This window comes from Marivirga aurantiaca (genome assembly GCF_016679925.1).
GTDB classification, from domain to species: Bacteria; Bacteroidota; Bacteroidia; order Cytophagales; family Cyclobacteriaceae; genus Marivirga; species Marivirga aurantiaca.
The window spans coordinates 28,642-50,425 of the sequence record NZ_JAEQBW010000008.1 but is presented as its reverse complement, the minus strand read 5'-3'; the positions used below and the strand labels follow the sequence as shown (position 1 = coordinate 50,425).

Here is a 21,784-nt window from a genome sequence, read left to right as displayed (position 1 = left end):
GGAAATTTTCATTCGAAATGCAAAAATACGATAAAAAATAATAAAGGTTCGAATGATAAGCCAATTAAGATGCAAATTGTTTTTACTTCTTGTTTCGGTTATTGTAAAGATAGCTTCTGATCATAGTTTTTTAATATTTGCGTCAAATTCAGGTCATAGTGTAGGAGTATCTTTCAGCATGAAAATACTTTACGCCATACAAGGAACCGGCAATGGACACATTAGCAGGGCACGGGATATAATTCCTGTTTTAAAAAATTATGGGAAGCTGGAAATCCTTATTAGTGGCTCCCAATCTGATGTTGATTTAGGCTTTCCTGTTGATTTCCAATTCCATGGTTTAAGCTTTGTTTTTGGAAAGAAAGGAGGTATAGACTTTCTTCAAACTTTCCGTCAAGCCAGGATCATCAGGTTCTTTAAAGATTTGATTTCACTCAACATTAGCCAATACGATTTAGTTATAAACGATTTTGAACCACTAAGTGCATGGGCATGTTTCCTGAAGGGCAAACAATGTATTTCGCTAAGTCATCAATCAGCTGTTGTTCATCCTGATGCTCCTAAACCAAAGAGAAAAGATAACATTGGATTCTTTGTATTGAAATATTATGCTCCATCAACTTCTCAATACAGTTTTCATTTTAAACCTTACTCAGAAAATATTTTTTATCCCATAATAAGAAATAGCATTAGACAGATGATTCCTACCAAAGGCAGCCACTACACTGTGTACTTACCGGCTTACAGCGAGGAAAAACTTATTGGTATTTTATCAGGTTTACCGGCTCAATGGGAAGTATTCTCCAAACACTCCCAACATGAAAAAGAAATTAACAATGTTAAAATCTACCCTATTGATAATACGAAATTTATCGATAGCCTGTCATCTTGCATTGGAGTGTTGTGTGGTGCAGGATTTGAAGGCCCGGCAGAAGCATTGTTCCTAAGGAAAAAACTGATGGTAATCCCCATGAAAAGACAATATGAGCAGGCATGTAATGCAGCTGCATTAGAAGAAATGGGTATACCGGTTATTCCAAGCCTTCAATATGAGCATATTGCTGAAATAGAAAGATTTTTAGAAGACTCCCATGTTCCTATACTTGATTTTCCCAATCAAACTTCGCTTATAATTGAAAGGATCATAAGGGAACAGACACACTTTTTCTATTCCGCCAATTCCTTTTTGTTGGAAGCATTATAGCTAACAATCCTGCTTAACATACCTTTAAAGATAAATTCATGGAATACGTAAACACTATACCAATACAATCTCCCCAATAAACCATGAGGCCTGAAGGTAGCCGTTTGTTTTAGTTTGATCTGACCATCTTCTTCTACCAAACGAAATTCCAGCCACGCTTCTCCCGGAAGTTTCATTTCTGCATACAGTAACAACCTGCCTTCTTTTTTATCTGCCACAAGGACTCTCCAAAAATCCAATGAATCTCCTGCCACCAGTTGGCTAGGACTTCTTCTTCCTCTTCTTAATCCCACCCCGCCTACTGCTTTATCAATTATCCCTCTGATTTTCCACAAAAAATCCCAGTAATACCATCCCCTGTCCCCTCCAATACTCCAAATGTTATTTAAAACTTCTTCCCTGGGCCTGTCAAAATCCATTATTCTTTGATCAACTAAGCAGCCATGGACAGGGACTTGAATATAATCCATTAAATCAGCATTGATCTGAGAACTCACTAACGCATCTTTCCAACTGGAAACTACTTCATTCTGGGCAATTTTATCAAAAGCCAACTTTACGGCATCTTCATAAGAAATGAGCTGCTGGGGTACAATATCCTCAATGCCTGTATGTTTCACTATCACCTCATTTCTCATACTATCCACCAGGCTTCGGGCAATTTTATATGAAGTAGATGTGACAAAATGAAGCCAGTAAGAACTCAATCGTGGCGTAAGTACAGGAAGTGTAATGATGATCCTTTTAAGTCTCCTTACTTTTGCAAAGGTGAGGAGCATTTCTTTATAGGTAAGGATATCCGGTCCACCAATATCAAAAATCCTGTTATAAGTCTCTTCCTTTACTAACACATCAGAAAGATATTGAACTACATTTCGGATAGCAATAGGCTGACATTTGGTTTTGAGCCATTTAGGAGCCACCATAATGGGTAGTTTCTCTACCAGGTCACGGATAATTTCGAAACTTGCCCCACCAGAACCTATTATTATAGCCGCCCTCAATGTAGTCAAGGGTGCTTTTGCTTTGGTTAAAATATCTTCAACGTTCTTCCTGGAACTTAAGTGTTTTGATAACCCCTCATCATTTGATATGCCACTGAGATAAACAATTTGTTGGCAATTGGTTCTGTCAATAGCCTCTACAAAATTCATGGAAATTTTTTGCTCCAGTTCATGAAAATCATTCGAAGAACTGCCTAAGGAATGTAGCAGATAATAAGCGACATCAATATCCTGAGGCAAGTCTTTCAATAGCTCCTGATTTACCAAATCAGCTTCGTAAAATTCCACCTTTTCAACCAACCCTTCCTCTAATTCTATTCTCCTCTTATCCCTTACTAAACACACCACATGGTGGCCCTGTCTAATTAATACCGGCAATAATCTCCTGCCGATATATCCGTTTGCTCCTGTTAATAAAATTTTCATATTTGCACAACATAATTGAATCTAAAAAGTTATATATCAGATATTTATTATAATAAACTCCACCTGTTTTATATGAAAATGTATGATATCACCAGAAATCAGGTTGAAGAAAGGTAATGAATAATTAAGACCATACATATTTTATTTTTTATATTATGGTTTGAAATTTGCTTTAAGATCTGCTATGAATGCTCCATCTATAAAACGTATAAAATCTCATAAGCCCAGCGAGGCGCTAAGAGTATTATTAGTAGGAAATAATCCTATTGAAATGAGCGGCATCTTTAATGGTCTACAAACTTTAAAGGATAAAATTTTTAAGATTGACACTTCTTTTTCAGATGATGACACTTTAAAAAAAATAGCAACCTACGATCCAAACTGTATCATCATTGATGATAATATGGGACTAAAACCATTAAAAAACCTTATAGATAAAATTAATTTATTGGGAAAAGAAGCTTTGACAATTACCTTGTTAAAAACCACAAACACTCAGGAAATTACCCATGGCGTACAGGAATATTTGTTAAAGGAGTCTGTTACACCAGAAAGAATTTATTTATCATTAATGAATGCAATAAGGTTCCGTAAAACCCAGAAATACTTAAAGATCAAATACTATACAGGTAGAAAAAGATTGAAGAGAATGTTTATATAGCTGCTTCTAATACAAAAACTGCTGAAATAACTTCATCATTTCTTTTAACTTTTACCCTCACTTTTTTACCAGGCTTCTTGCTAAGAAGCTTATTAATGCTGGAAAGGTTTAAGTCTGTGCTTTTGATACCATTTAGCGAAATCAAAATATCTTTAGGCCTGATACCCGCTTCGTATGCCGGGGAGTTTTTTCTTACACTTTCAATTTCATAATAGGGGGACAAGAAAATTTCTCCTTTAGCAATGATACTCATCCCGCTCATGTCATAATCGAAATCCTCTCTAAAATTCTTGTTTTTTCTGAAATACAATTTCTCATTATGGTAATCAAAGTAAAGATGAAATCTTCTCAGAATTTCCCCGCCAATAGTACCTTGCCGTTCAGTAACCTCAATCACATCATTATAGGTCCCTTTATCAGGAAAACGACTTACAACATCTGTCAATACATGTTTCCCAATTTGAATGCTTTCCACCCTTCCTACATGCCCTTCAATAGTTCCTGCAATTCCCGCACCAAGGACATCGCGTATATTTTTCTCAGGAATACTGATTTTATCATCACTATTCTGATGAAGCATCAAACCTTGAGAGGCTCCTGTATCGATCAAAAGTTTTGATAAAACAGTGGTTGAATCTTTCAGAACAACCGGGGAAAAGATATAGGGCTTAGTGTTTTCTACTTTCATTTCTATGGAATGGTACCAAAACAGCTTTTTTCTAAATTTAGAAGGATTATAAAAGGTTAATGTTTCATTCACATAATCAACCTTTACAATGAATTTTTTGAACAGGTCATATCCAAGGATCCCATGAATCTTCACGCCTAAAGTTTCCTGAAGTTTTAGGTAATCTTCTTTCAATACCAACAACGGGATGTTTGTGCCATCTATACCTTGCATATTGATGGTTACACTATTTACAATGTATGCTTCTACTTCTTTTCCTCCGGCAGCCCCAATTAAACTGATCTTTCTGTCCGGAACAATATCCAAAACATCGCTATAGATTTTATCGATCAAAACAGTATTGGTCACTCCTGTATCGACAATAAATTTCAACGGAATTACTCCCTGAAACAACACATCCACAACAATTAAGTTGCTATACGTTTTAAAAGGAAGAGAAATCCGGTCTTTACCTTCTTTTATCTCAAAACCATATTTATGAGTTTGCCCATTAGCATTGTATCTTTCGGAAAGAAACAATATCAATAAAAAGAAAGTAAACAATAAGTACTTCTTGACCATAGAGATTTAATTAATACAAGGAATATGAGAAATATACAAAAATACATTGAACATACTAATCTAAAACCGACAGTTACCTCCAATGAAATAGAGAAATTAGTGATCGAAGCACAAGAAAGTGAGTTATATGGGATTTGTGTTCCCCCATTTTGGGTGAAAAAAGCAAAAAGAGACATTGGAAAGGCTTCGATTCAACTGGTAACTGTGATTGGGTTTCCACTTGGATACCAAATGAGCCAAACCAAAGAAGCAGAAATGCAGCAGGCTATACAAGATGGGGCTGACGAGTTGGATTTGGTCATTAATATATCTGCCGTAAAATCAGAGATGATATGGCCAAAAATAGAAATTGCAAAGCTTGGCAAAATAGCTCATGAGCATGGAAAAGTGCTTAAAGTAATTATTGAAACTGCTTATCTCAATAATACGGAAATAGTTGAGCTTTGTAAAATATCAGCAGATGCAGGAGCTGACTTTGTGAAAACTTCTACCGGTTTTGCTCCCGAAGGAGCTAAAGTGGAAGATATTTTGCTCATGAGGAAATCCTTACCTGAGCAAGTAGGCATAAAAGCCAGTGGTGGTATTAAAACTTATGAACAAGCATTGGCACTCATTGAGGCCGGAGCCGACAGAATAGGGACTTCAAATGGGCCGGGTCTATTAAAGGCTTAGGAAACATGCCACAAAATTATTTAAGCAATTTTCATGGGCACAATCCCCCTGTACTTATAGATCTTCAATCCGAATTGCTCAGATATAAAATTCTTGAGGCGGCTAAAGGCTAACTGCGACTGTCTGTCTTCAGGAAAGAATATTGCTGTTTCCAAAACTGCTTTTAGAAAGTTTTTAGATTTGGAAAATTCCTTCACCCAATTGAAAAAAGCTTCCCTCCAGTCATCTTCATATTTTTCTATATGATCCCTTCCGTCAAATAATAATTCCAATTGATTGGAGCTAAACTTATATCGATAGACACCAGCCATTTGCTCATAAAGCTCTGCAAGTTCCTCTAAATGATAATTTTCTGTGCAGAGAATCTTTTCAACCGAAGCATCCATCAAGCCCAGAGGATTGTATCGTAAGAGATAAATTTCCTTTACCATTTGCACCAATTGATTGAGTAAATCATTTTTTATTTCGAGCTGAGCCTGCTCTAATAAATAGTTTTTATCAAAAGGAAAAAATTTACGCTTCATCTATTCAGTTTTGACAAAGATAGGGCATAATAATAAAAACGGAACAAATTAATTCAAAAAATCCTAATGCCTAATGCCACACTCCTTACAAAACTTCATTTTATCCGGTGATCTTTTCTTGGGTTTTCTTTTATGTCCAAAGTAGGAAGGATCTGAATATTGTGGCTTCTGCATTTCCTTCTCCTTCTTTTTAGCTTCTTTGGCATTTCTCTTCATACGTTGTTCGTATTCCACGATCAACTGATCTCCAAATGCAGTTTTTTTCTTCTTCTTGAAAAGTCCGAAAAACACTCTTTGCTCCTTTTGAGGCGCCCTTCCGTAATTTCTGCCTGTTTCCTCAGGATTTAGGCTGGAGGGATGCTGTTGTTGATTCTGATACCCTGATTGGCTAACTTGTTTTTTAGAACAAGATACTATTACTAAACTCCCAAATATGAAAATAAAAATTTTACGTAGCATAGAATGAATTAACGTTTCAAGGTGTAAATATTGTGTTTTTAATACTTCATTAAAAAAAATTAAACTTATATGTAAGGTAATTGTATATTTAACCCCCATTATTCATTTAAAGAATGAATAATGGGGGAAATGCTGGAAAAAGGCTTTAGACAGCAAGGTGCAATAGTGTTTTATTGCATATTTTAGTTTTAAGCCATTCATCAAAAAATAAATACCCTTGGAAAATCTTAATTTAAATATCCCCTATAAAAAGTTTGAGTCTTTAGAAGCTTTGCCAGATACCTACAAAGTATTGTGGGAAAAAGCTTTGGAAGCACGACAACATTCACATTCGCCTTACTCTCATTTCACAGTGGGGAGTGCCATTGAGTTGGCCAATGGTGAAATCATCACTGGTACCAACCAGGAAAATGCTGCTTTCCCTGCGGGTTTATGTGCAGAAAGAGTGGCCATGTACCGGGCTGGCATACAGGCTCCGAAAGAGAAATTTGTAAGAATAGCCATATGTGCCACTAAAGCCGGTGAGGAAAGTTTACAAAGCGCCCCTCCATGCGGTGGTTGCCGTCAGGTTATGTTAGAGTTTGAAAAAAGGCATCAACAAAGCTTTGAATTGCTCTTTACTGATGCCTTTGGTAATTTTATCTTAATCAATAGTCCCAGTGATCTATTTCCTTTTTCTTTTGTATTCTGACTTACTGCTTGCTTAACTTGGAAATATAATAATTGCCATTATTGTCCTGTAACTTCAGCAGATAAATTCCCCCGGGCAAATCCTGAATATTCACTGACTTACTAATATTGGTCTTCGGAATTTCTTTTACCGTTCTTCCATTAACATCAAGAATGCTTAGCTTATAATCCTTTGCCGGGCTTTCAATTAAGAAATTGATATATGTACGAGCCGGATTAGGAAAAACTTTAATAGTAGTAGGTTTCTGCTCAGCAATACTTGTTATCACCACCTGGGTAACAGAAATAAGACCATCAACCACTTCCGCGGTAATTTCAATCTGTTCTGATTGACCTTGGCTAATACTAAAGGCTATATCTGCTGTTTCACTGATTTCCACGCCAGGATATTCAAAATGGATGGTATAATCACCCTGTGGTAAGTTGGGCAATTGATAGGTTCCATTTTCATCTGTGGTCGCAAATGCCACTAGTTCATAATCGTCTTCCATTAGCCTCAGCGATTGACTGCCCAAGCGGGTAGAAGTAGATATACGCCTTACACTCACTCCTGCACCACTCACTCTTTCCCTCGGCAAAACCCTTAAAGAAGAATCTGCTTCTTCAAACTCCTCCTCAAAGAAACCACTTACACTCCCCGGTTGTGGTTCAGAAGAAGGGGTTGGAATTTTTTCAACCTCAATTGTAATGTTCTCAATATCAGATTGCAAAAACAATGTATCAGCTACCTTCCAATCAATCGTATTGCCCAGATAAGTCGGTATCAAATCAGGATATGCGCTTTTTGAAGGGTCGGCAAGGATAATGTAATCCCCTAATATCATGTTTTCAAAATTAAAGCTATTGCTACCATTCAATGACTGTACTGCCGCAGTGTCATACTTATTGGCAAATGGATTAACTGCAAATAATTTGACATTACCACTGGTCACATCCGAGGCATTTATATCCACAACCTTACCCGATAAACTAGCTGCTATTGCAGTATAAGGTACGTAAGTTCGATGACTTCTTTTACCGCTGGCATCAATAGCCACCATCACTATCTCATAACTCTCATTGGGAGTTAAGCTACTTCGGTTCGGAAGAAACTCAACATCAAGATTATCAGTTGGTGTAAATCCAAAAACATTAAAAGCATTAGATCCTGAATTATTTCGTAGGTAAAGATATCGTAGTCTATTTATATTGTTACCATCCTGTGTTTTTGCAAAAACTCTGGCCGACAATCTTGGCCCAATAATTATATCATAAATAGAAGGAACAGGAGGTAAGCCACTTAATACATAAGGCTGGTCTCCTGAAAAAGGGCCCTTACTGAGGCTTTCATCAATGAGTTTGTAATCGTTATCAATGGCAAGGCTACCTGAAGCATTTACAAATAAACTTTCATCATAATCCACATTACCAATAAATGTGTTTCCATCTGAAGAATGTGCTTTGATAATATTATCTTCAAAAACAGCATCATTGATATTGGCTATAGTATCAATAATATTATTGGAGAAAAGTATATTTTCCATGGCATTATTAGCTTGGCTTGCGGAAAATTGAAAATTAAATGGTCTAATTCTGATGTTAATGTTATTTGAAACATCGAAATTCTTATAATGGGCATAAAGCCCACTTTGCGCTCCGGGCTCATCGGTACTGTAGAAAGCAAATATAGAATTGTAATTCCCTTTAAATACCAAACCATCAATATGGCTTACAAAACCAAAATTACTACCTGGCAAAAATCTGTTACCAATAAAGCTTACATCTCTGAGGGTGTCCCCCTCAGTAAAGAAAGTATTGTTCAAACGTATGGGTGCCTCAAAACTTAGTCCATACACTTGAGAGCCACTTGCTCCTTCATTTATGGTCAGTGGATCGGCAACAACTGCAGGTTTTGTATTAAATTGATTACCCGGATTATCTTCCAAAAAGTATCCCGGCCCTAAAATTACCCTGGGGGAGTTGAGCAATAAGCCCCCGGGAGTATCATAGGCTTGTGGAGAACCTGAAACATAAATAGTATCATTGGCATTAGAGGCATAAATTGCCTGATATAAGGAATTGAAATCTCTTGTTTTTCCGGGCCTATTATCAACATACCAACTCCTTGCTTCTATTTCGGGTTTTAAGTTGATAAATCCTGACCTAATAAAAAAATCCGGAATTAAAGGATGCATCCCTACATAACTGTAGCTTCCTGCTTTGGATAAATTAAAATTACTAACAGTTAAAGTTGCCTGGTTGACCACTATTGTATCATTATTAAAAACCCAAAAGTAGCTTCCTTCTCCTTCTGTTTGCACTTCACTTGTCAGGTCAATAGATTCACCAAGTGTTAATTGTATATCCTGATCTTCCCCAATTCTATTTTGATTTTTAAAAATAAATTCAGGTAAATTTAAATTAGGAACAAGGCTGTTAAAACTCAAATTATTACCTACCACGAAAAGTTGCTGCAAGGAAGTTGCCGAGAAATCAGGGATATTGACAATTTTGTTTTGGGAAATATCAACCACTCTAAGTGCATCAATGTTGAGAAATGCTTCAGGCAAATCACCAGTTAATTCATTTTGCCATAAAAAAATATTGTCCAAACTAGTCCAATTGGCCACATTGTCTGACAGGGAACCTGTAAATCTTTGACCTCCAAGATCAAGTCTGGTAAGGTTAACCAGTTGATAAAATCCTTCAGGAAAATCTCCCTTGTTCGCTACAGTAGCACCAATAGCAAAAGTTCTTAGGTTGGTAAGTGAAGCTAAATCATCAGGTATTTCCACAAAAAGTTTACCATTCCCATACACATCAAACTCTCTTAAGGCTGGCAAATGTAGAATATCGGGCAATGAACCTTCCAATTTGTTCTGGTAGAGGATAAAAATTTCCAATGCATTCAGGTTTTCCAGTGAAGCGGGTACCTCCCCGGTCAATTGATTTTGGTTAAGAAACAACTCTCTCAGATTTGATAGCTGGCCTATTTCAGTAGGAATGGTGCCTGAAAGCTGATTCTCTCCCAGTCCTAATCTGGTGAGTTTCTCCAAAGAGCCAATAGAATTAGGTATTGAACCTATGAGTGAATTGCCAGACAGGTTGAGAAATAATAAACTATCCAGATTTCCTATTTCCGAAGGAATTTCTCCATTGAGATTGTTTTGATCAAGGGATAAATCAAAAAGCCTGGATAAACCTGTGATTTCGTTAGGAATATTTCCGTCTAAATTATTATTGCTAAAATTAAATTGATCCATCAAAGGAGCATTGGCTACTTCAGCAGGTATTGAACCACTAAACTGATTATTAAACAACCTTAGTTCCCTTAAAGAATCCTGAAAAATTTCCGGAAGAATTGTACCGGTGAAAGCGCAATCGTGTGCTGAAACTCGCTGTAAGTTCGGGTAGTTGGTTAGAATAGCAAACAGATCACCACTCAAATTAGGGTTCACATAAAAGTACAATTGTTCAATAGCTGAAAGATCGGCCAAGCTAGTCGGTAAAGTGCCCGTTAAGTTATTATTATTTAAGTCCAGGTAATTCACCCTTCCAGCTGCATCAAAACCAATTCCATACCATTCATTAAGAGGAGCCGTTAGCCACCCACTTTGATTAAACCATGTCGAATCTCCCGGATTAGTGGCAAGATATAAATCTACCAGTGCCAAAGAATCTACTAAATTACTCTTAGAGCTATGAGATAAAACTCCTGCCTTTTCCCTTGACACTTCATTGTCTATTCTATTCGAATTATATTGATGTGAAGTGATTGTTCTGACAGGCTGATCGGAAACAGTGGATTGCCCAGCCTGACTGGCTTCATACTTGATTAATGATTGTGCATTTGAATCCCAATGAAAAGAAAAAAACAGCAGCAAGAAAAAAGTAGTCCTCATGGATAAGTAATTGAGATTTTTCATTATTTGCAAAATTTAGTAATCCCCAAAATAAATATAGAGAATTAAAGAATATCAGAGTGTTTTCTCCAATAATTTGTCAAGAAATACTGTTACTTTTTAATTATTTTCGATGAACTACTTGTTCCGTTCTTCCAAAGCACTTGCAATACATAAACACCTGACTCATAAGCAGACATATCAATTACTTCAACCATTTTTTTGCGGAAACCTTCATTAACCCTCTCTATCACCCGGCCATTTATATCCAGAATTGTAATTGAATTAAAGTGTTCATCATTTATCATTATAGTCAGCAGATCATCCACAGGATTAGGATGCACCTGGATATATTTTTGGTTCTTAAGCTTATTTGCCGTATATCTAATGGTTTCAATACTACAAACCCCATTTTCCACCACTGCCGCCACTTCAAGTGCTTCTGAATTTTCGCCCGTAAGAGTGAATGACAAATCTGATGATTGATCCATTGGAACTCCCGGATAGTCAATTTTCACTGTGTATTCCCCGGCTGCCAGACCCTCAAAGGAGAATTCTCCATTTTCATCTGTTTCTAAATAGGCAATTAATTCCCCATTATTGGAAAATCCAGTTATGTCCTTGGTTGAAGTTGATATCCTTCTCACGCTTACCCCTGCCCCACTCACCCTTTCTCTTGGTAATACCCTTCCTGTTTCATTGCCCAATTCTTCTTCTAAATAACCTGAAAAAACCGATGTGCCAGAAAGGGGTTGAGGAGTTCCCTGGATGGTTACATCAACATCTTCCATATTATTTCTCAAAAAGAGGGTATCAGCATCATCCCAATCAATCGTATTAGTCCAGTAGGTATTGAGTAAATCCGGATATTCTGCTTTGTTTGGTTTCACAAAAATCAAATAATCACCAAGCACTAAATTGCTCAGTTCATAATTACCTCCTACATCCAATGGCAATAGTACCTGATTATTTGCAAAAGCAACCGTATCAAAAGCCCCCTCAGTTGTAATACCAAAAATCAACATATTACCCGATTCAGTGGGGATATTATTAAGATCAGCCACATGACCATTCACATTGGCAGTTGCCAAAAGATCAATGACATGTGTGCTCAGTTCAAAGTCAGGATTAACTGAATTCACAATTTCGTTCTTAATAATCAATTCGTAAGAACCCATATTCTGGTATGAAAGCGAATCTATCAATAAACTATCTGAAACAGCACCCGAAACGGCCTGTCCGTTTCTAAGCCACTGATAGGAATTAGCAGTACCTCCAATGCTATAGATCATTTCATAGGAAGAACCAACAGGTAGTTCTTCCCTTAGTGGATCACCAAGTTTAGCTTGAGGTGAGAATAATAATCCTGCTATACTCATATTCGGTTCAAGATCCTCATATCCCAGTGCATTTCCACTAATATCCAGCTCTGTTAAAGAGGGCATTCCACTTAAGTCAGCCATATCAACAATTGCATTATTAGCCAAATCCAACGTTCTAAGCCCTAATATCTCTGTAATAAGCTGAGGCACCTCTCCTGAAAGATTATTATTGGGCAAATTTACTTCTACCACACGATTATTTTCGACCACTATGTCTGTAGGACTACTATTCCAACTTGCGGGATCAACAGCAGTGGTATCCCATTGAATGGAAGACCATGAATCTCCATTGGCAGTCTGATACAAAACCCTCAATGCTGCCATATCCCTTTCCAGGGTGGAAACTTTAAAATTGAGTGTATCAGAAAATAATGTCAAACCAGGTAAATCAGTGTTGGTAATCTCCAAATAATATAAGCCTTCATCTGACTTTTGAGCTGAATCAATAGCAAAAGTAATATTATCTGCTCCCGCTATTAGATCTCCATTCTTATACCATTGATACTGATTGGAAGTGGCCGTGGCTCCTATTTCAAAACTACTGTTCGAATGGAGGTTTACCAAAGTATCTGAAATTAATGCGTATTGGTAGTTCTGATCAGCATATATAAAATTGGGAATAGAAATATAATTATCCAGGTTCTCAAAATTAATGTTATTCCCTGAAACATTTAGTTCCTCTAATTGAGCAGTTAAGCTATCTAAACCACCAAGACTTGTAAGGGTATTCAAAGAAAAATCCATCTGTGTAACAAAATTCAATAACGCAATTGAATCAGGTAATTCTCCTTCCAGTTGATTGTTGGAAAGTGCCAGTGACCTAACCGTATCACCTGCCATTGTTATTCCATTCCATGTATTGACTTTCCCCAGCAACCAATTCTCATTATTGTTCCAGTTTACGCCATTTGTACTGTTATAAAGACTCACCAGGGCCAGGGAATCTTGTTCCAGGTAATTAGAAACGGGTAATTTAACCGAATCAATGGCTGTAAAACCTGAGGTATCAATGGCGTTGGCAATTGATCTCCCGTAGAAGTAATATTTTTCCGAATATTCAGGTGCTGAGAAATTGAAGATGGTATCGTTAACTATTATGAACGAGTTGCCGGAATCCAAACTATCTGGCGATAAACCAATGAAAACTTCAAAGGAACTAGCGCCTTCAACAGGGTCGAAGTTAAGATTGAACCCATTGGAATTAATATCGGAAATATTGATAACCGGTGGATTTAACGGAATCAAATCCACAGTAAGGGGAGAACTGTAAGAAGAACTGTCTCCGGCCGCATTTATACTTCTGCCAAATACATAGTAGGTTTGAAATGGAACAGGTGCGTTAAAAGTTAAAGTACTATCAGTGAGTGCAAAAATAGAATCAGTAGCTAAGGAAGCTGTACTGTCATTATTCAGGGAAATCAGGATTTCATAAGAACTGGCTTCAGGAACTGTCGGCCAACTCAAATCAAAACCAGTAGTAGTAATATTGGCTGAACTGATAACTGGTGCTCCGGCAGGATTGACCGGCTTATAATAAGCAATGCTCAAATTGCCATTCTCCTGCAATAAAACAATATCCTTTTCCCCATCTCCATTCAAATCAGCAATGTCCAAATCAGAAATATTACTTATTCCATAATTGATGACAATAGATTGTTCAAAGCTGCCCGATTGGCTATTAAGGTAAAAATAAACATCTGCCGTGTTTCTGTCCGAAATAATAACATCCGGAAATCCATCTCCATTTACATCTTCTATAGCCATCTTTCCGGGTTTAAAGCCTAGTGACACATCTAATCGGTTAATCGTGCCATTTGAGTAAAAATCAAAGACCTCCAATGTGTTGTTCACTGAATCAATTGCTGCGATTTGGGACTTATCATCATTATTGACAGATATTTTCTCAAATTCAGACAGGGAAGTGGATGCCAGAAAAGTGCCTGGGGTTACTGCCGGATTGTTGTAAGGGTCATAGATATAAATGACACCGGCTTCTTGCACGTAATAGATCGTCATATTATAAGGAAACTCCAGGAAAGCCCCATAAAGTAGAGAGGAGATTTGCTTTTGATCGGCCCTGCTAACCAATGCGCCAGCGCCATAAACAGAACAATCACTTTCACTATTGGACGTGTTGATGGCATTAAAATTATCAGTCGGATCTAAAAACGAGTAAGAAACATCCGTGTATCCATCACTGTTACTATCCCAAAAGGTGGGGGAATTAAACCTTGACCCTTCTCCTTTTTCCTCAGGATTATTAAATAAGGTAAAATTCCCATTACCATCATTCTTTAAATAAAGGAACCCCTCTCTGTTGTCCAGGTTATAAAACGCAAACAAATCAGAAGTAAGGGAGTTGGTCAAATTGCTTTTAGCAACTGAAAAAATCTTATACATTAAACCTGTGGGAGTATTTTCAAGGTACACAAAATCCGACTCCATACTACCTCCAATATTTTTTACTATCTTAAGACTATCAGTACCGGTGCTAGCTACAATATCAGAATAAATATTATTGTCTATTTGACTAATCTCAAATTGAGATTTGCCAAAAGTTGCAATATTTAAATTGTCAATAATAGTAAGTGAATCATAATTCTGTGGTACAATTGTTTTGCTTGTTACATCTGATATTGATAGGTTGACAAGGCTGTATATAGCTTTTCCATTGGCTCTGTAAACTAATACTTCACCTGATCTTGCACCGACAGGCACTTCAAAAGTCAGTGAATTGGCCGTACTGGAGAGAGTTGTGGCTTGTACATCTCCTAAATATACCTTATCACCATTATTAGCATCATCGCTGGAATAGAAAATTGTAAGTGCATCACCTGGTTTAGCTACATTGGCAGAAATACTTTCTATTGCCAAAGGTTGATAAAAATTATTTTCAATAGCTGATAAACTTCCTAGTCCAAGGGTTTTTTGAGTCCCATTTTCAAAATTGTAATTGACAACAAAAGAATTAGCCGTGAGCGAACCATTACCAAGATTACCACCATTGTCAAACGTAAGAAGTTGCAATGATGCAAGATCAGTAATATTCTCGGCTGAGAAGTCATTGAACAAAAGCTCAATATCTGCTGTGATGTTATTTTCAGATAACTCAGCTTCCATTAACCAAAAATCTTCTTCCCTTATATTGGAAACACCGGAAACCGTAAAAGTTGAGTCCAGACAATGATTGCCAACAGCATTCATTGAAAAAACAGACGAATTATCAAGTGCAGAAATATTTTTTAATCCGATTAATCTTGGCCCATATTCATTGCCTATCGGAAAAGTAAAATCAGTCACACCTATTTTATCCACTCTTCCTCGAACAAAAGAATCCTGATTAGGCCCGTTAATATTATTAACGCTTGATTGGGAACTCATTAACAACTTTGCCTGAGAGCCTTCATAAAATGACATGGCTACAAAAACACCATTTACAAAGCTGATCTCGCCATTAATAAATAATTGCACAGTGTTACTGTTTTGAGTATTATCCAAACTGAAAGCTCCTTTTCTTCTTAGAGAGGTAGGGTTTGCTTCAGTGTCCTGTAGCACATTATCTAACACCAGATTATTAATAATAGTAGAATCCTGACCAATTGATGGATCAAAGCCGGAAATGGATTGGTAGTTTGTTCCCACTAAATTCAAAGAAGTGTTATCCAGAAATTTAACCAACCCTCCCTTCTGTTTGGAAAAATCACCTGTCAAATTCATTTGGCTATTGCCAGAAAAGATAATGTTGAATTTTTGAGAAGTATTTAAAGCGGAATCCAAAACATTAAAACGATGCACATTAACTTCAGAATTTTGAAAACGAATGTTCAGAGGTTGATAATTTTGGGTAGTATCATTACTGAAAGAAATTTCATTGCCAACGTTAAGGGTAGCCCCTTCAAAATAAACATCATCAGGAAATTGGTGAATACTTTCGGAATATTGATAGGTTACATAAAAATTATTACCAACAGAAAAATTTATTCCTCCACCTGTATTTTTCACATAACATAACATCTGGGTATAATTATTGACTGCATTTTTATTCATGCTAAAATTCCCATTCACAAGAAAGTTTTTCTCCACTCCCACTTCCTGGTTTTCAATAAAAATACCCATCGAATCGGCTAAAGTTGAAAACTCCTGATCCATTATCAATACGTCTCCATTTACAGTAAAATCAGCATCATTTAAAAACAATCCTATTGCACTGACAGAATCCCCTGTATTTTCAATATTTAACCCTTCCACTGTAATATTCGAACCTGGAGAAACGGTCACCTTATGCTGTATACTAACAGCCGAATCAGCAACAGGAATATTTCCTCCCTCCCAAACAGCTGAGTCATTCCAATCACCTGATTGGACGGTACTAATTAAGTAAGGAGCTGTTTTGACTTGAACTATGGCTGTATCAGAATTGGATAAAATCCCGTTTTGAGTCCAAATTTTCAGGAAATACTGAGTTGCAGGCTGTAAATCAGTAATCGAGTATGAAGTGGCATTCCCATTTATGAATTGAGGATAAGTAGGTAAAAAAGTATCAAAAGAGTCCTCTGAAACAATTAGCCCATATTCAAATGGACTATAGAAGCTGGAAAGAGTCAGGTTAAGCGATGTTGGGTTCTGTTCAATGTTATAATTCGGATAAGGCAAAGCCTCAGGTTCAAATAAGCGAACTCCTATTTCTCCTGAATTATCGCCATTTCTATCAAATAATCTTATGTATACATTCTCATCCGCAGGTAAATTCACCAAAGTGTCATATTGGTGTGCCTCAAAGCTATCGCTGCAGAAAATTTCGGTGAGATCACCACATTGGCCAATATAAGCAGCCCATCTGGTTTCCATCACTTTATCAGGTGAAGAAAAAGCATCGGAATGTGGGCCAAAAGTTTCAACGATCAGGTTCCTACCCGAAGGAACTTTTGCCTTCACCCATACATCAGCGGTATTTGCTGCAAAAATTGAATCTTGAGTACAAGGAGTACCCAAACCGGAATCTGTTCCATTAAAATAGGAAAGCCAGGTAATTGGTATTTCAGGTTGACATTCAACACAAACAAATTCTGATTCCACCAAAAGTGCATTATTGCAATTTTGATAAACAGGAGTCGTAATATCTGATACACTTCTTAAAGAAATTTCGAAAAGTTTTGTTTCCGAGTAATCTTCAGGAAATAACTTAACAAAATAATTACCTGCTGTTAAATCATCAAATACAAACCTGCCAAATTCCCCCATAGTAACAACCCGCTTGTAGGAAAGCAAGCTACCTTCTCCACAACTATTCCTTTTTTCCAATTCCAGAAAAATTTTTTCTTCCTTTCTAAAACCTTCCAATTGAACGACAATACTCTCAGCCGCTGCCAACGAAAAGCTATAAAAAACACTATCCTCTCCAGAGGAATATCCATCACCATAAGGGTCAACTAATGATAATCCCGTAAAACCTGAAAAATTATTCTCCGGTAATCTTCCAGTCACGGATGTTCCATTCAAGGCCAAAGGAACAGAATTGGCGCAATTCATATTGAGAGGATCACTATTGAAATTCACTGAAAGGCTCCCACTTGTAAAATCTACACCTGTAAATTCGGGATTGTTCGAGATTACTATAAAATAAGTATTCCCTCCTGCCAAATCTTTTTCAATTGACAATGTGTCCATTGTTAAGCCTGTTGTATCATAATCAATCCGGGTAGGGGATGCGTCCAAACATCCATCAAACAACTGCATTGAAGTACGTACACTGTCTCCAATATTTGTAAACAAAAAGCGATAAACATCTGAAAGTGGTGCTACAAATTCATAAATTACTTCCTTCCCTGAATCAAATAAAGTATTGGTGGTATAATTGTTAGTATATTGCTGTGTATTAACATTATAAATAATTCCCGTTTCCAACTTTCTCGGTGATGCACAATCATCCCCAAGCCTTTCCCCGGCAGAAAACACAACAGATTCCTCTAAATCATTTTCTCCCTCTAATCCATTAGTGGGTGTTCCCTGATGAAGTACAAATCCGTCACTGTAAAGCAATCTATAAACCGCTCCGTTCCATCCATCTCCAAACGAATCGTAAAGTTCTAACCTATAGCTTTCATTCTCCACCAAACATACTTTAACTGTGTCAACCTGGCCATTGGTTAAATAGGCAGGTTGAGTCTCCTCTACTGTTGCATTAGTAGAATTATTAACTAATCTCCAGTAAATTTCTTCTGCATAGGATTCAGAACTTGCATCTACCTCTATTCCGATTTCTACCTCCCCCTCTATGCATTGAGCTTTTAATTCAACTGTAAGAAGGCAAATACCGCACAATGTGAGAAACAATAATTTTTTCATAATTTTACTTATTATGGTACAAAAATACGGAACCTTATTATCGATTACTTGAAATTGATGCTATCTATCTGTGACTTCATCGAAATTTAAATGTAAATTTGCTAAATACATAATTTAAATATAAATTTTTATCCATATTTTCATATTTAATGATTTTTATTTTAGATTAAAATACAAAACCTATGAAAACTTTCCGATTCATACTCCTTCACTTTACTGCTTTGTTCACACTCCATTCCCACACAGGTTTTGCGCAAGACAATTTTAATTTTTCTACAATTGATCAGCATTTTAACAATGGTCAATTTGAAAAAGTGATTGCCAATAGAGCAGAAATATTAAACTATGTCCAAAAAGGACAGGATTCACTTAGTGCAGAAATGCTCTACTTTTTGGGAGATGCCTATCTGGCATTAGACAGAACAGAGGATGGCTTGCTAATAATGGAAGAGGAACTTAAACTAAGAAAAAAATTATCCAATAATGACCCTTCCCTAATTGCCAATTTACAATTCAACTTAGGTTATTATTATTCAGTACTTAACCGATTTCCCAAATCAATTCTTTACTATGAAAATGCTATTGAAAGTTTCCGCTCTATTGAGGGAACTGCTAGTGCAGCCTATGTTGAAGGGAATATAGAGCTGGCAAAAGTGCTCAGTATTTCAGGGAAATCGGCCCCTGCCTTAAAGACGTTAAACGAATTAAGGAAAAATGATTTTGCCCGGGAAAACTATCTCCATGTAATCAGGAAAGAAATTGGGATGGTTTATTTGGATAGGGGCAATTATTATAGATCAGAGGAGATTTTAACACAGAATTTAAAGCTTCTTCTTGATCTTTTCGGAAAAGAGAGCATCCAATATGCTGAGGGCCTGGTAGCCTTAGCCACTCCAAAATTCTACAAATCCAATTATGCAGAAGCAGAGAAACTGTATAAAGACGCATTGGAAATAATTAATAAATTGGACGGAAATGAATATTTATTAAGTGCCACCAAAAATAATCTGGCAAGTCTGTATTGGAGAATAGGTCTCTATGAGAACTCTCTGGCTCTTAACAAGGAAATAATTACACAGGAAAACACTTTGGACAATGCCATTACCATTAAGAATTACGCTACCACCCTCTCCAGTTCAGGTAATGCAAGGGAATCATTAATGTATGCTGATAGCTCTCTCAATATGGTTTCTGCAATTCTGGGAAGAAATTCCGAGTTATATGCAAAATTCAATAAAGAAAAAGCAATCGCTTATTTGGCCAATAATGATATTGAAAACTACTTCACCACTATGGAGGAAAGTTACCAAATAGCAAAAGATGTCATTGAAAAGTCAAATCCGGAATTTTCAAAATATGAATTCCAATTAGGTCGTGCTTACTACAGGAAAAACGAAATAGCGCAAGCGGAAAAACATATTAATGAAGCCTTTAAACTCAGAAAGAAATACTTAAACGATAGACATCCCTTGTATGCAGAAGCTACTAAAGAGTTGGCGGAGCTCAATTGGTTTAAAAATGAATTCAAAGCTTCTGGCAGCTACTTTAAAGAAACCATTGATAATTATTTTGCTCAAATTGATGCCTATTTTCCTGCTTTAAGCGAACAGGAAAAGGCAAATTTCTATTCCAACATTCTGCGTCCAACATTTGAGGAGTACAATAGCTACGTAATAGCTTACCACGATAAAAATCCTCAATTGTTAGAGGACATGTACAATTACCAACTGTCTACCAAGGGCCTGATCATGTATGCCACAGCAAAAGCCAGAAAAAACATCCTGCAAAGTGGTAATCAGGAATTAATTGATCAATACAAGTCATGGATAGACACAAAAGAACTAATAGCTAAAATGTATTCCTTAAAGGAAGAAGAAATCCAGGAGCAATCTTTAAATCTCGATTCCTTACTTCTTGCTTCCGATGCATTAGAGAAAGATTTGAGCAGAGCCTCAGCTGAATTTGCAGAGGCATATCAGATCAAAAGAGGGGATTGGAAGGAAATTCAGGCGCAACTGAAACCTGATGAAGCTGCAATTGAAATGATCAGGTTCAAAAAGTTCAGTCCCGATAGTAGCGGGCAATTTCTGGACGAAATTTATTACGCTGCCTTGCTAATTGACAAAAACTCCAAACACCCTCAGCTCATCTTGTTCAACAATGGTGAGGAACTGGAAAATAAATTCATCAAAAACTATAAAAACGCTATCAAATACAAAGTAATTGACACCTATAGCTATCAAAATTACTGGAAATCCATAGCTGATAAAACCCGGAAGTATAACAAACTTTATTTTTCACCTGACGGCATTTACAATCAAATAAGTATTAACTCCCTATATAATAATGACACTAAAAAATATGTGTTGGAAGAGCAAAACATACAAATGCTTACCAATACAAGGGATTTAATCGCTTATCGAAATCCTGAAAAATCGAGCCAATTAACGTCTAATCAAACTCCTTCCCAACTGTTTGGGTTCCCTAATTACAACAAAGGACTGGAAGTAAACACATCCACCGATGGGGAGCTTGCTAAAAATGTGGCCAGCAATGTGAGCCTGGACAGAGGGTTGCGGGGAAGCCTGCAAAGATACATCAGAGGCAATTCTCTGGTAACTTCCTTACCAGGTACCAAAGAAGAAGTAGAGCAGATAGAAAAAATCTACCAGGTCAACAAAACAGAATCTCCTCAAATACACCTTTCCAATGAGGCTGACGAAGCTACTCTAAAAAGTGTAAGTAGCCCAAGAGTACTCCACATAGCTACTCATGGTTTTTTTATGGAAAACAATGAAAGTAATTCAGATAACCCTGAGGACAAATATGCTCAAAACCCCTTATTAAAATCAGGTTTAATTATGGCTGGAGCCAATTCTTTTATTTCCTCAGGAATGGATGAAAATGAAGGGCAGGATGGTATTTTAACAGCTTACGAAGCCATGAACCTTAACTTAAGCAACACGGAGCTCATAGTACTCTCCGCTTGCGAAACAGGTTTGGGTGATTTGAAAAATGGAGAGGGAGTTTACGGTCTTCGCAGAGCTTTCCAGGTTGCCGGGGCAGAGGCTATTATTATGAGCCTTTGGTCGGTGGATGACATTGCCACCCAGGAATTGATGACAGCTTTTTACGGACAGTGGTTAGGAGGAAAAACAAAACAAGAAGCCTTTATAGATGCCCAGTTAAGCATTAAGCAAAAATATAAATCACCCTATTATTGGGGAGCATTTGTAATGGTGGGAGAATAATTTTAAAAATAGATTTATAAAACCATTAAAGGCTTC

The 21,784-nt window shown here is 36.9% G+C and carries 11 protein-coding genes; 5 read left to right on the top strand and 6 right to left on the bottom strand.

Annotated elements, in window-relative coordinates; translation table 11 throughout:
* Positions 1–178: 178 nt before the first annotated feature.
* A complete protein-coding gene (locus tag JKA74_RS15520; RefSeq protein WP_201432137.1) occupies positions 179–1,204 on the top strand; it encodes a glycosyltransferase family protein in 1,026 nt (341 codons plus the stop codon).
* Here the strand turns inward: JKA74_RS15520 and JKA74_RS15515 are convergent.
* On the bottom strand, positions 1,168–2,634 hold the full coding sequence (locus JKA74_RS15515) for an SDR family oxidoreductase (protein WP_201432136.1): 1,467 nt from the start codon (positions 2,632–2,634) through the stop codon (positions 1,168–1,170). The genes JKA74_RS15520 and JKA74_RS15515 overlap by 37 nt on opposite strands.
* A gap of 160 nt (positions 2,635–2,794) precedes the next feature.
* Between JKA74_RS15515 and JKA74_RS15510 the strand changes: the two genes are divergently transcribed.
* On the top strand, positions 2,795–3,295 hold the full coding sequence (locus JKA74_RS15510; RefSeq protein WP_201432135.1) for a hypothetical protein: 501 nt from the start codon (positions 2,795–2,797) through the stop codon (positions 3,293–3,295).
* Here JKA74_RS15510 and JKA74_RS15505 read toward each other — a convergent pair.
* Positions 3,288–4,544 carry a pepsin/retropepsin-like aspartic protease family protein gene (locus tag JKA74_RS15505; protein WP_201432134.1) on the bottom strand — a complete coding sequence of 419 codons (1,257 nt, stop codon included), beginning with the start codon at positions 4,542–4,544 and terminating at the stop codon, positions 3,288–3,290. The two genes, JKA74_RS15510 and JKA74_RS15505, sit on opposite strands and share 8 nt — an antisense overlap.
* A 24-nt stretch (positions 4,545–4,568) precedes the next feature.
* On the opposite strand from JKA74_RS15505, the gene deoC reads away from it, so the two are divergent.
* On the top strand, positions 4,569–5,216 hold the full coding sequence (gene deoC / locus JKA74_RS15500; RefSeq protein WP_201432133.1) for a deoxyribose-phosphate aldolase: 648 nt from the start codon (positions 4,569–4,571) through the stop codon (positions 5,214–5,216).
* Between the two features lie 20 nt (positions 5,217–5,236).
* Here deoC and JKA74_RS15495 read toward each other — a convergent pair whose 3' ends face one another.
* Together JKA74_RS15495 and JKA74_RS15490 are read right to left on the bottom strand one after the other, a co-directional pair.
* Positions 5,237–5,740 carry a hypothetical protein gene (locus tag JKA74_RS15495; RefSeq protein WP_201432132.1) on the bottom strand — a complete coding sequence of 168 codons (504 nt, stop codon included), beginning with the start codon at positions 5,738–5,740 and terminating at the stop codon, positions 5,237–5,239.
* A gap of 63 nt (positions 5,741–5,803) precedes the next feature.
* Positions 5,804–6,199 carry a hypothetical protein gene (locus JKA74_RS15490; RefSeq protein WP_201432131.1) on the bottom strand — a complete coding sequence of 132 codons (396 nt, stop codon included), beginning with the start codon at positions 6,197–6,199 and terminating at the stop codon, positions 5,804–5,806.
* Between the two features lie 217 nt (positions 6,200–6,416).
* Here JKA74_RS15490 and JKA74_RS15485 point away from each other — a divergent pair, with 217 nt between their 5' ends.
* Positions 6,417–6,890 (top strand): cytidine deaminase, encoded by a 474-nt coding sequence (locus tag JKA74_RS15485; protein ID WP_201432130.1) that lies wholly within the window; start codon positions 6,417–6,419, stop codon positions 6,888–6,890.
* Position 6,891: 1 nt separating this feature from the next.
* On the opposite strand, the gene JKA74_RS15480 is transcribed toward JKA74_RS15485, so the two are convergent.
* Together JKA74_RS15480 and JKA74_RS15475 are read right to left on the bottom strand one after the other, a co-directional pair.
* Entirely contained in the window at positions 6,892–10,794 is a 3,903-nt protein-coding gene (locus JKA74_RS15480) for a T9SS type A sorting domain-containing protein (protein WP_201432129.1), read from the bottom strand.
* Positions 10,795–10,883: 89 nt separating this feature from the next.
* A complete protein-coding gene (locus JKA74_RS15475) occupies positions 10,884–18,497 on the bottom strand; it encodes a T9SS type A sorting domain-containing protein (protein ID WP_201432128.1) in 7,614 nt (2,537 codons plus the stop codon).
* A gap of 182 nt (positions 18,498–18,679) precedes the next feature.
* Here JKA74_RS15475 and JKA74_RS15470 point away from each other — a divergent pair, with 182 nt between their 5' ends.
* Positions 18,680–21,748, top strand: a complete 3,069-nt coding sequence (locus JKA74_RS15470; protein WP_201432127.1) for a CHAT domain-containing protein — start codon at positions 18,680–18,682, stop codon at positions 21,746–21,748.
* Positions 21,749–21,784: the final 36 nt, after the last annotated feature.

What these genes read in the sequence shown, in the direction of transcription:
- JKA74_RS15520 (WP_201432137.1), top strand. Translation starts at nt 179, where the DNA reads ATGAAAATACTTTACGCCATACAAGGAACCGGCAATGGACACATTAGC.
- JKA74_RS15515 (WP_201432136.1), bottom strand. Translation starts at nt 2,634, where the DNA reads ATGAAAATTTTATTAACAGGAGCAAACGGATATATCGGCAGGAGATTA.
- JKA74_RS15505 (WP_201432134.1), bottom strand. Translation starts at nt 4,544, where the DNA reads ATGGTCAAGAAGTACTTATTGTTTACTTTCTTTTTATTGATATTGTTT.
- deoC (WP_201432133.1), top strand. Translation starts at nt 4,569, where the DNA reads ATGAGAAATATACAAAAATACATTGAACATACTAATCTAAAACCGACA.
- JKA74_RS15495 (WP_201432132.1), bottom strand. Translation starts at nt 5,740, where the DNA reads ATGAAGCGTAAATTTTTTCCTTTTGATAAAAACTATTTATTAGAGCAG.
- JKA74_RS15490 (WP_201432131.1), bottom strand. Translation starts at nt 6,199, where the DNA reads ATGCTACGTAAAATTTTTATTTTCATATTTGGGAGTTTAGTAATAGTA.
- JKA74_RS15480 (WP_201432129.1), bottom strand. Translation starts at nt 10,794, where the DNA reads ATGAAAAATCTCAATTACTTATCCATGAGGACTACTTTTTTCTTGCTG.
- JKA74_RS15475 (WP_201432128.1), bottom strand. Translation starts at nt 18,497, where the DNA reads ATGAAAAAATTATTGTTTCTCACATTGTGCGGTATTTGCCTTCTTACA.
- JKA74_RS15470 (WP_201432127.1), top strand. Translation starts at nt 18,680, where the DNA reads ATGAAAACTTTCCGATTCATACTCCTTCACTTTACTGCTTTGTTCACA.